The sequence below is a fragment of the Gammaproteobacteria bacterium genome (assembly GCA_028819075.1).
Classification (GTDB): Bacteria; Gemmatimonadota; Gemmatimonadetes; order Longimicrobiales; family Gaopeijiaceae; genus BD2-11.
In genome coordinates, this window is record JAPPMM010000029.1 from 1 (window position 1) to 10,818 (window position 10,818).

Genomic DNA, 10,818 nt, shown 5'->3' on the forward strand with positions numbered 1-10,818 from the left:
CGGCTGATGGCCGCGACCGCGAAGGCGGCCCCCGACCTCAAGCGGCTGGCGGGCGTTGCACGGACGGGGCGCAAGCTGGCGAAGCCGGTCCTGCACTACTCGCTCAGCTGGGCACAGGACGAGACGCCCAGCAAGGGGGACATGAGCCGGGCGGTGGACGAGAGTCTGGAGGCGCTGGGCCTGGAGGGCCACGAGGCGCTGATCATCGCCCATGGGGACACCGAGCATCCCCATGTCCACGTGATCGCCAACAGGGTCGATCCGGAGACCGGGAAGGCGGCGACGCTGGACAACAGCAAGCTCCGGCTGTCGCGCTGGGCCGAGGGCTACGAGCGGGAACAGGGCCAAATCCGGTGCGAGCGGCGGGTCGAGAACAACGAGCGGCGGCGGGCGGGCCGGGAGGTGGTTCGCAACCCGTCGGACCGGCCGCGCCACTGGGCGCGCGTCCGGAGAGAGGGGATGCAGCCCGAGCGGGCGCGGCGGGCGAGGAAGCCGCGCCGCGAGGATCAAGTCGACATGGAGGCATGGCGGCATGGCGAGGCGGGGGCCTGGGAGACGGTCGCGGACGGGCGCGAGTACAGCCTCCGGCACCTTGAGACCCGGGCGCGGAAGGAATGGGCCGAACTGCAAAGGCGGCAGGAGGAGATGCGGCAGAGGCTCGACCGGGAGAGCCGCACCGTGCTCGGGCGGCTCCGGATCTGGCGGCTCGATCGTTCGCTCAGGGAACTGGCCGGGGCGATCCGAGGCCGGCAGGATCTGGTCGAGGGCTGGCGCGAGGATCTCGACCGGTATCACAGGGACGAGCGGGCCGAGTTGGGCAAGGCGCACGGCGAGCGAGCCCGGGAGATCGAGCGCGGTTGGGGCAAGTTCTATCGAAACAGGCTGGTGGAGGCGGAGCGGCGCGCATGGTCGGTGCGCGCCACCATGAGGGAGCGGGAGCGCGAACAGGCACGGGAGCGGGAGCGCGGCCGGACCATCACCCGCATTGTTGTGCCACGACCGCCCCGGCCCCGAGGCCCCGAGCGCGGCGGGGGAGGGTTCGAGCGATGAGCCCTGCCTCCAAGGTCATCGCCAAGCGGATCGTCCGAGACGCCCAATCTGGATCCATTTCGGCAAGTCTACGGGCTCTAGGATCGCCCAGGATTGTCGATCGCCGGTCTCCGAGGGGTACGGTAGGGGTGAACGGTGCGCGGCAGGGAGCGCCGCCGTCACCGAAGCGTGATCGGCGGCCCGCCGCTCCTTGCCGATCGTGTGGCTGGCGACCACGAGGCCGTAGAGCTTGGCTGCGACGGCCCGGGCGAGGGGGGGGGCTGTTCCAGGCGGGGTCAGCCGGACCCCGGACGGCGCACCGGGCCGATGGCGGCCCCGCCTCCGGACAGGAACAACCGCGCGTACTCCTGCACGCTATCCGTATCCTCGTCGTGACTTCCGGCGACAAGGGGAAACGCGTCCAACACGAGCGCCTCGGCGAACACGCGGTCGGTCGCGATCCGTTCGACGGTCCGACGAAGCTCCGGGTCGCCGAGCGCGAGCGCCAGCCGCACGGCGGAACGTAAAATGAAAGGATCTTGCGTTCCGGACAGGCGTTCCCGCGCGGCATCGCGGACCTGTTCCAGTTGCCGGCCGTTGAACGAACCGTCCTCGACCATGAACCGCAGGACGGTCACCCCACCCGACACCCGGTATGGATGGCCGTCGAGATCGTTGACTGCGGCCAAGACCGCGGGAAAAGCGGCCGTGCCCAAGTCTGCCAGCGCATCGAAGACACCGCCTCCGTACTTCAGCGCCTCGATCATGAGCGGGATCGCACGGGGATCCCGGAATCCCTCGGCGGCTTCAAAAAGCAGGAACATCCGGTCGGGATCGTCCCCGGCTAGACCAAACCCGGCACGGGCGGCCGCTTCACGGCGCACCTCGGTCCATGCCGCCTCGATGACGGCGGCCCGAAGCTCCTGCCCGGCTCGCGGTCCGAGCTCGACCGCGAGCGCGAGCGCGCGCCGAATATCTTGAGAGTCGCGGTCGTCCAAGAGCACGGCGGCGGCTGCGCTCTCGGTCATCCGTTGTTCGACCTTGCCCGCTTGTCCCTCAGCGGCCGCCGGAACCGCGAGCACGAGTGCGAGCAGGCCGTTCATTGTTCTGTACCGCATTATTCCCCCTACCAGAAGATGTGGATGTGATCCTTGTGGGTTCCGTTGTGTCCGAATGACGTAAACCGGCCCCCTGCGGCGATTGCGGCCGCCGCGAATTTCGCGTGGAGTTTGCTCGCCGCCGCCACCTCCTCGGGCGTTGCGCCCGCCCCGGAAGCGTGCTCCAAAAATCCGGGAGCCCAGAAGTCGCCCGCCCGGCCCTGGACATGCGTTTGCCCCGTCCCCCCCACGAGCGCGTTGCCTTCTGGACACCGCCAGTCGGACGTGATGGTTGCGCCGCTTACGCCCCTCGTCGCCACTCTGGCAAGCACGACGCCGCTCCCGGATATGTAGCTGTCCGTGAGATAGCCCGTCGCGTGGCCGTGCGTTCCCTTCCCGAACACCGGCGTGTCGTCGAACTTGTCGCATGGCCACTCCCCGTCGTTATCGTACTCGGCCGCGATCGCCTTCTGATCGTCCGTGCACTCCGGCTCGTCCTCGCTTCCGCTTCCGCCTCCGCAGGATAGTAGCGTGACATGGAAGATCTCGCCGTTGTCCAACCAATAGTACACGAGATACCAGCAACCTTCGCCGTCGCCATCCCGGGCCGTCCCAGCGGGAGGGCCCGGCGTTGGCATGGCTCTGGGGAGGCTCGGTGACGACGGCGGCACGGCGCTGGCGGACATCGGAATCCGGCGGCCCGGATGGCCGAAGGAGCCCAGCACCTCGCCGCCCCGGACGATCTCGGTGTTCCGAACCCGAGCGCCGATCAGCCGCAAAGCGTGCTGCCGCCCGACGCGGGCGGTACCGGCCACTGCCCCCGGCGGCAAAGGCGCGCCCGCGACGGCGGGGATCCGGCGACCGACATCCGCGGCAGGGATGGAAAAAGACTCCTCGGGAGCCACTCCCACCGAACCGACATCCGCGCAAGCCGCTACGGCGAACTGAGCCACTGCCACGAGACACAGTGCGATTCCCCGCCCGGCTGTTCCTCCGCAGCCTTTCTCCATCTTTGGTTCTCCTTCCCCTTCTCGAAGATTGATACTGTCTTCCCGATTCGGATTGGAAGGCATAGAAGATAACAGGGACAGCCGATAGTTGCCAGCAAAGTCCGCTGACAATGCCAGAGCTTCCCAGCATAGCCGTGGGGACGCTTCCCCTCGCGGATCGAAGAGATCCTCTCTCTATGGCGGACTCGGATTATGACGGACTCGGACTTGTGGAATCGATCGGTACTGTGTAAAGTTATGGCCTTCATAGTCATATTCCGCCCACTGCCCCTGGCCCTGGTGCTTTCGTCGATATATCCGATTCCACAAGGAGGGACACCATGAAGGCTTGGACACTCACCGCCGCCGCGCTCGCCGCTACTCTCACCCTGGCCGGATGCGCCGAAGACGCCCCCGGCGTGGCCGCCGTCCCCGAGCCCGAGCCCGGAGACCCGGCCATCTACGCCCCTGACGGCTGGCCGCTCCAAATCGGCGACCGCATCTCGGGGGCGGAACAGACTCGCCTGTACTACGAGGGGTTCGATGTGTGGAAGTGGGCTCTCGCCCTGAATCTTGTCGGCGATAGGGTGTACGCGGCCCTGATCGAAAACGACCCGACCAAGCTGGGCGACTACCCGTACGTGTACAGGGGCCATTTCCCGATCCGGTTCCCCGATTGGATACGGGACGAGGAGCCGTACTTGGCGTCCAAGTATCACGGCAAGATCGAGTACTACCCGACGCCCCCGCCCCCGCCGGTGGACTACGCCAAGCGCAACGTAGTCGTGCTCGACCCCGGCATGTTTGGCCCGGACGGCAGGATCCAGAAGCTCGATCCAAACCACGTTCCAGATTCCCCGGACCCGCTCATGTGGCCCGACTACCCGGAGCGGCGCAAATGACCGGGGCAATGCGCAGGCTCGCCCTTGTGGCGCTTGCCTGCACGATTCTCCCCTCCGCGCTTGACGCCCAAGTCTACTGGCTCTTCCAGCAGGCGATGGAAGACGAAGGCTGGAGCGATCCTTTCCGGTCGGCCAGGGACATCCCGTCGGACTCGGCGTTCGGGATCGACCACATCAACGATCTCGTTTTCGGCGACGAAACCACCTGGAGGGCGGGGACCTTGGGGCAAGCCGACTGCACCGCGCTGAACACGGGGATGATCAAGTTTATCCGGGAGGCCCCCCTCTACTACGCGGAACGCTTGGCAACGGACATCGACGGGCAAACGATCAAGGTCGCGTTGGGGGACGATTATCGGTTCATCTCCGTGCTCCGGCGGGACACGATGCGCTCCGGGAAGGATCTTCTGAAACTGGTCCTTCACGAGGGCTGGCACTGGGTCAACGAGGAGGAGGTGGAGACCCTCGCCGCCGAACACGCCGAGCGGTGCGCCGAATGGAACCCGCTGGAGGAGGAGGAGGAGACCTGCGACGGTTGCGGGGGCGGGGACCCGGAGGTGCCGGAGACGACGCAGACGTGCACGGATCAACAGGTGTGGGTGACGTGGACGGAGTGGGAGCGGGTGGAGGAGAAGACGGGGGTGTGGGAGGCCGTGCGCGCCCCCCCGTGGAACGGGGAGGAGGGCGACCCGGACAATTCCGAGCCCGTTGTGTATTACGTGGAGAAGACGCGCGTCTACTACCGCCCGGTGACGAGGGGCGAATGGCAGACCGTGCGGGTGTGCACCTAGCGAAAGGAGCGGAGACCATGAGGACGAAGACGACGTTTGCCGCCCTGGCGCTGGCGGTGCTGGCGCTTCCGGCGGCCGGGCAGGAGACGCCGCCGGACACAACGACGCCGCCCGACACGACGACCTACCAAGGCGCGGCAATGCCGGTGTGGATCGCGCTGGAGGACGTGGAGCACGAGGCCGGGGCGCACCGGGTGCTCGCGGCCGTCGTGTGGGACGACTACCGGAGCGGGCTGCGGTTCGCCGGGGAAGTGCTGCCCGGTGATCTGGTGGTGACGATCCCGAAGAGCGAGGATCCGGCGAGCGTGGAGACTTGCGCCTACACGAGCGCGCTGGTGGCGCACGGCTCGGAGGGCTACCAACCGTTCGAGCGGGTGGACGCGGCCTGTCTCGCGCCCCCGGTCGAGTACTTGGCCTACATCGAGGTCGAGCACCTGGGCGCGCCGCTGGCCTGCGTCCGGGCGCTCCGGAAGGACGGGAGGGAAGACCCGCCGACGCGCCGCCTCTACGGCTGCTATTGGGCGGAGCCCCCGGACAAAGGTTAGAACTACCCCGAACAGGACCCGCCCCCGGCGCGCCGCTTTTCCGCCAAGCCTTCATGGGGTCGAACGTGAACGGAAGGCGAGCGCTGGGGGCGTCTTGCGTTCGATGGCCCGAACCCGCCGGAGTTCCAGAAGGCCGTGGCGATTCTCGTCCCCCCTCGGTCGGACTTCGCCCCCTGTGCCTGCCTCCCGGATCGCGACCCACGCCCACATGAGGCACCAAGAAGGTCTCAACCTCCCCCCGGTGGACAGCGCCGATTCTGCCGATCCTGCCGATCCTTGGCGCATGCCGCGAGGTACTTGCGAACCGGAGCTGTCGTGTTCAAGACTAATGCCTCGAACGATGCGCCAAGTCGCCTGACGAGACTCGGTTCGCTGCTGTCCCCCGTACCGTCCCACTCCCGCTATTTTGGTGCGATTTCCCCGCCGTTCGCAAACCGTGGGGTCAGACATTGCCTGAGGGCAGGAAACGCAGATCGCGCAGCCCTGATTGAACTTACGTGATTCCCTGCCGTGATTCAGGCCACCGGTAGTCTGCCATTTTGGCAGACTCACTCTTTTCTCCGCGGCGACTTGTCTGCCATTTTGGCAGAGTCGCCGTGGCGTCGATCAGGGCAAGGAATCGTCTAAGTATAACCAGGACTGCACGATCTGCGTTCCTTGCCGTTGGACGGCATCTGACTCCGTCGTTTCGCGAAGGCGGGAAACACGCTCAGTTTGGCGGGAATCCTAAGCCTTGTCATCCGCAACTGACGGTGCCGCGTCCTCTGGAACGACCGCAATGATCGGCGCCAGCCTCCACCGTGCCACATCCATATGGTCGGAGCCCGCCGCCACATGCAGCGGGGTGCCGCCCATCGACAACTCTCGGGCGGTTGGGGTCGGCGCTGGCCGGTAGCAGGCGCCGAACGACGTTCACCGAGCCGTTGCAACGCCGTGTCGACAGGTGCAGCCCGGCCATGCCTGCGTGGCTGGCGCACTAATGGCGAATCTCGTGAGCGCGCATTGCCTACGGGTTGAAACTTGCCGCGGCCGCCTCGCTTCCCGCTCCGCCGTCGTCCGGCGCCGGAGTTGGCTCGCAATGATCCGTCGTATGGATCGACATCCCAACTTGACTTCCGTCCCCACCGATCCGTATGGTTTGCCCAAACGGGTGGTGTGGCTTCCCACCCTCGTGCAGTTTCCTTTGGGGTTGAGCGACACGATTTGATCTTACGGCGAGTTGGCTTGGGAAAGGGACGAGGTCTCCACAGAAGGCTGAGTACGGCAGAAACGATTCTCTGGGTTGCCTGCTTTGCCGTCATCGCTGGCGCGGCGGTGTTAGGTGCCCGCGCGCGCAGCCAGATGCTGGAGAGCTTGCCGTTCCATTGGGGTGGGAGCATACAGCCCGCCTTGGAGGAGCCTCATGTGGTTGTGGTCGTCCAACCGAACGATTGTTCTGGAATGGCCCCGGTGCTAGAGCAGTTGTCGTCCGTCCTGGAACGCGCTGGCATGGAAGTACACGGGTTGCTTGCCGTCAGCCGAAGCGACACCGACTTGGCAGATAGCGTGCTCGCGAGCGGGCTGGTTCCGTTTCGGCTTGAGAGGGTCAAGGCCACCGACCTCGCTACGGCGTTGCGACCGCTCGGGTTCACTGCAACGCCCGTAGTAGTGCTGGCGGACGGCCAGGGGCGGGTTCGGTATCTCGCCCCACTTGATCCTAGCGTTATCGGGGAGGAAGCCAGCCGTATCATTGCTTTGTCGCAAGAGTTGACAACCGAAGCTCCCCTGAACTGAGATGTGCTAATGAAGCACCATCCCATTGTGCTGTCCGTCGCGCTGCTTTCGTGCGTGCCCGACGTGCAGGAAGCGCACCCTCGTTGGCGCGAGGGGGACGTAGTCTCCGAACGCACGTTCCTGCAGGAAGAGTCCGTCGTGATAGAGTGGCGAATCGGTGGACCGGCCGACGCGACATTGCTGGACCCGCGTCTCGTGTCCGCTGGCCCTGGCGGCGTTACGGTCTGGGATAGGGGCCGTAACGCGCTTGTGCGGATCTCGCGCGAAGGCGAGCAGCTTTGGAGTTTCGGTGGGGAGGGCGGAGGCCCCGGAGAGTTTCGGTCCGTCCCGGCCATCGTCCATCTGCCGGACGGCGGTGCTGCTGTAGTGGACAACGTGAATCAGAGACTCACGGTTATCGGAACGAACGGCGCTATGGCACGCGAGACCCGTTTGGGCCACGACTACCCGTTTTCCCTAGCGGCGTTGTCCGACGACCGCTTGATTGTGCTTACTTCTGCGACGGAGCATCCGTTTTTGCTGTTTGACGGAAACGGATCCCTTGTCGATTCCTTGAGCTTCCCGTGGGGACCATACCGGGATATGTCGGTCATCGCACGGCAAGGCAGCGTGTTGGGTGTAGGGGACGAGTGGATCTTCGGATTCACCGCTGGTAACGGCTGGTGGCGTTTCAGCGGAGAGGACGTTCCAGAGGCGTTCCCCTACGCCGAGCATGCCGAATTCCCCGCAATTCGGATGTTGACGAGCAGGTCCGTTGTGGACGGACGCGAGGAGGTGACGACCCGGGCCCGGCCGGCGGAACCTTACGACCTGTCGGCGGTGAGTTTTGGCGCTCGCGGGGACACACTCTTCGTTCACTACGCGGGCCGCACGGACGATCAGCGGTGGATCATAGATCTGTTTAGCTTGAGCAGCGGGGCATACCTCGCGACCGTGCGTCTTCCCTTTTGGGCGCGACGGATAGCGGTCGGGCCTGATGTGATCTACGCGCTCTATGGCACCACGTATCCGATGCTCGCCGCGGTACGGCGGCGACCCCTCAATCCCAATGCGACAGGCAATTGAAGGAGGAGTTATGGCAACGACGGGAAGCGCGCGGCGGTGGACTCTAGTCGCTTTCACACTGGCCTGCGTCGGCATTACGATGACGCACTACTCTCCCCAGCCGTTGGAGGCGTCGGGATGTTATCAGCTGCCAGATGAGGTGTTCTGTGGTTGGGCACCTACCGCCTGCAGGAGTTGTCCGGATGTTGCGGTATGGAAGCCGGCCCCTCCGCCAAATGGTGAGCCTACGGTTAACTGCCCGCCCTGTTCAGAGGACGGCGTTAGCCCCGGTAAGTGCTGCACAGAGGTTCCCGAGGATCCTACCGGCTAAGAACGCCGTTGGACTGGTCGCGAACTCAGGCCCAAGTTCCTGCGCTTGAGCCAGGGCCGAGTTCCGTCGAGCGGGGCAACAACGCCTTGGCCGGAGGGGTCGGGCTCCGCCCCTCCCGGCGACCGAGGAAACCGGCGGCGAGGCGGCGCGGGGCCGACGATCGCGCGGCATTCCGCCGGTTCGGATGCGGCCGCCGTATCAAGGCGTTTGGCGACGAGCCGGAACAGGGCCTTGGTGGGCGCGCGGCACGTCCTTGGTGGGATCGCGCCTGGACACGCCCGGTGCGCTCGGCGGTCGAGTTCCTGGAAGGTGACGCGGGGGGGTGAGGAAGTCCTCGGCATAGGGTAGCGACTTGAGCTTGTCGTAGGGGGATGGAGACCTGGTCCCGGGGGGGTAGTTTCCTAAGTTCTGCGCTCGTTGGGTCTCGCTCGGGCCGGGAACCCGGTAGCCATCGCGGTTCGCTTCGGGATCCCACGGTCCCTCGCCGAGGCTGTGCCGAAGGCGATTCTCACCCGACCCGTAACTCCTCGGCGACCCGAGACCGTCGATCCCGGGCGATCCTAGAGCCCGTAGATACGCCGAAACCGCTCCGGATCGACCGTGTCCGGAAGATCCGCGTGGTGCTGGCCGTCGAAGTCGAGGCTCACCGCTCGAACCCTTCCCCTCCACGCTCGGGGCCTCCGGGCCGGGGCGGCCGGATGGGTATGGGGGTTACGGTCCGGTTGCGCTCCCGCTCCCATGCCGGCTTGCGCCCTCTCATCTCCCGCGCCCAGCGCTCCGCCTCCCGCAGCTCCCTCCGGTAGGTCTCCCGTACCTTCCGCTCGATCTCCCCGGCGCTTTCGCCGTGCGCCTTGCCGAGCGCGGCCCGCTCGCCCTTGTGGTACCGGTCCAGGTCCTCGCGCCAGCCCTGAATCAGGTCCTCCCTGCCCCGGACCGCCCCGACCAGTTCCCGCAACGAGCGCTCGGCCCGCCAGATCCGGAGACGGCCGCGCAGGGTACGGCTCTCCCGGTCTAGCCTCTGCCGGTTGCCCTCCTGCCGCAAGTGCAACTCGGCCCACTCCTTCCGCGCCCGGGTCTCCAGCCGCCAGAAGTCCAGCCAGCGCCTGTCCTCGACCTTCGCCCAAGCCTGCGCCTCGGCACGCCGCCAAGCCTCCATGTCGACCCGCTCCTCGTCGACCGGTTTCCTCGCCCTCCGGGCCCGCTTGGGCAGCATCCCCTCGCGGCGGAAGCGCGCCCAGTGAAGCGGCCGGTCCCATATCGGGCGAAGCACCTCCTTGCCCGCCCGCCGCCGCTCGTTGTTCTTGACTCGCCTCTCGACCCGGATCCGGCCCTGTTCCCGCTCGTAGCCCTCGGCCCAACGTGACAGCCGGAGCTTGCTGTTCCCCAGCTTCGCCGCTTTCCCGGTCTCCGGATCGACCCGGTTGGCGATCACATGGACGTGAGGGTGCCGGGTGTCCTCGTGCGCGACGATCAGCGCCTCGTGGCCCTCCAGCCCGAGCGCTTCGAGGCTCCCGTCCACAGCCCGGCTCATCTCGTGACGGGTGGGCGTCTCGTCCTGAGCCCAGCTGAGCGAGTAGTGCAGGACCGGCTTTGCCAGCTTCCGGCCTCCTCGCGCCCCGCCAGCCAGCCGCTTGAGATCGGGGGCCGCCTTCGCGGTCGCGGCCATCAGCCGCGCGGCGCGTTCCACCCGGATCGTCGCAAGGTTGCGGGTGTCGGTCCACCCGACGCGCTCCGAGGTCTCCGGACGGCGGTCGTCCGGCTCGGGAGCATCGTGCAGGCAGTACGCCGCGACTCCGGCGAACGACCTCCCCAGCCCGTTGATCTTCGGGATCATCGGTCGAGCACCTCGCCGGTCAGAAGACCGGCCGCGAGTTCGCCCACCCGCTCGACTGCCTCCCGTGTCCCGACCGGTGCCGAGGCCCCGGAGTTCAGGGCGCGGGCGATCTGGTTGAGGTTAACACCGATCCGGTGGAGTTCGACGCGCTCCTTGGCGCCAAGACGGTGAACGGCCGCCTCCCGGACCGGCTGCGCGAGCGCCCTGCGGCGCATGTAGCCGCCCTTCGTCATGCGGGCCGCTCCGGCCCGCTCGGCGATCTCCGCGGCCTCCGCGGTCGTGACGCGCACGCCGATCGTGCGATTCCTGCGTTCGGCCTCGGGCTTCCGGGGACGGGCCATGTCGGGCGACCTCCTTTGGTGGCGCGCGGTAAATGTCGTTGCGGGGGTCCGGGGGCATCCCCCGGCCAGAGGTTTTCGTGAAGCGAAAACATCTATGGACGCCCCCGTGACGCAAGCGTTCTGGAGAACCGGTCGAGCGGGC

General features: G+C 66.8%; 9 protein-coding genes. 5 read left to right on the plus strand and 4 right to left on the minus strand.

The features are described from left to right. The coding region (locus OXU32_07380; protein MDE0073787.1) for a relaxase/mobilization nuclease domain-containing protein at positions 1-1,050 on the plus strand (1,050 nt) is incomplete at its 5' end. A 275-nt stretch (positions 1,051-1,325) separates the two neighbouring features. Here OXU32_07380 and OXU32_07385 read toward each other — a convergent pair. Then, complete coding sequence (locus tag OXU32_07385) at positions 1,326-2,147, minus strand: hypothetical protein (GenBank protein MDE0073788.1); 822 nt, start codon at positions 2,145-2,147, stop codon at positions 1,326-1,328. An 8-nt stretch (positions 2,148-2,155) separates the two neighbouring features. Continuing rightward, positions 2,156-2,698 (minus strand): hypothetical protein, encoded by a 543-nt coding sequence (locus tag OXU32_07390; GenBank protein ID MDE0073789.1) that lies wholly within the window; start codon positions 2,696-2,698, stop codon positions 2,156-2,158. A 758-nt stretch (positions 2,699-3,456) separates the two neighbouring features. On the opposite strand from OXU32_07390, the gene OXU32_07395 reads away from it, so the two are divergent. From OXU32_07395 to OXU32_07410, 4 genes are all read left to right on the plus strand, one after another. After that, positions 3,457-4,017 carry a hypothetical protein gene (locus OXU32_07395; protein ID MDE0073790.1) on the plus strand — a complete coding sequence of 187 codons (561 nt, stop codon included), beginning with the start codon at positions 3,457-3,459 and terminating at the stop codon, positions 4,015-4,017. Then, positions 4,014-4,808, plus strand: coding sequence for a hypothetical protein (locus OXU32_07400; GenBank protein MDE0073791.1), 795 nt, complete (start codon positions 4,014-4,016; stop codon positions 4,806-4,808). Before OXU32_07395 ends, OXU32_07400 begins: the two co-directional genes overlap by 4 nt. A 17-nt stretch (positions 4,809-4,825) precedes the next feature. After that, a complete protein-coding gene (locus OXU32_07405; protein MDE0073792.1) occupies positions 4,826-5,353 on the plus strand; it encodes a hypothetical protein in 528 nt (175 codons plus the stop codon). Positions 5,354-7,135: 1,782 nt separating this feature from the next. Further along, a complete protein-coding gene (locus tag OXU32_07410; protein ID MDE0073793.1) occupies positions 7,136-8,191 on the plus strand; it encodes a hypothetical protein in 1,056 nt (351 codons plus the stop codon). A gap of 953 nt (positions 8,192-9,144) precedes the next feature. Here OXU32_07410 and OXU32_07415 read toward each other — a convergent pair. Then, positions 9,145-10,335, minus strand: a complete 1,191-nt coding sequence (locus OXU32_07415) for a relaxase/mobilization nuclease domain-containing protein (GenBank protein MDE0073794.1) — start codon at positions 10,333-10,335, stop codon at positions 9,145-9,147. Further along, on the minus strand, positions 10,332-10,676 hold the full coding sequence (gene mobC, locus OXU32_07420; protein MDE0073795.1) for a plasmid mobilization relaxosome protein MobC: 345 nt from the start codon (positions 10,674-10,676) through the stop codon (positions 10,332-10,334). The genes OXU32_07415 and mobC overlap by 4 nt, the downstream gene beginning before the upstream one ends. Between the last annotated feature and the right edge of the window lie 142 nt (positions 10,677-10,818).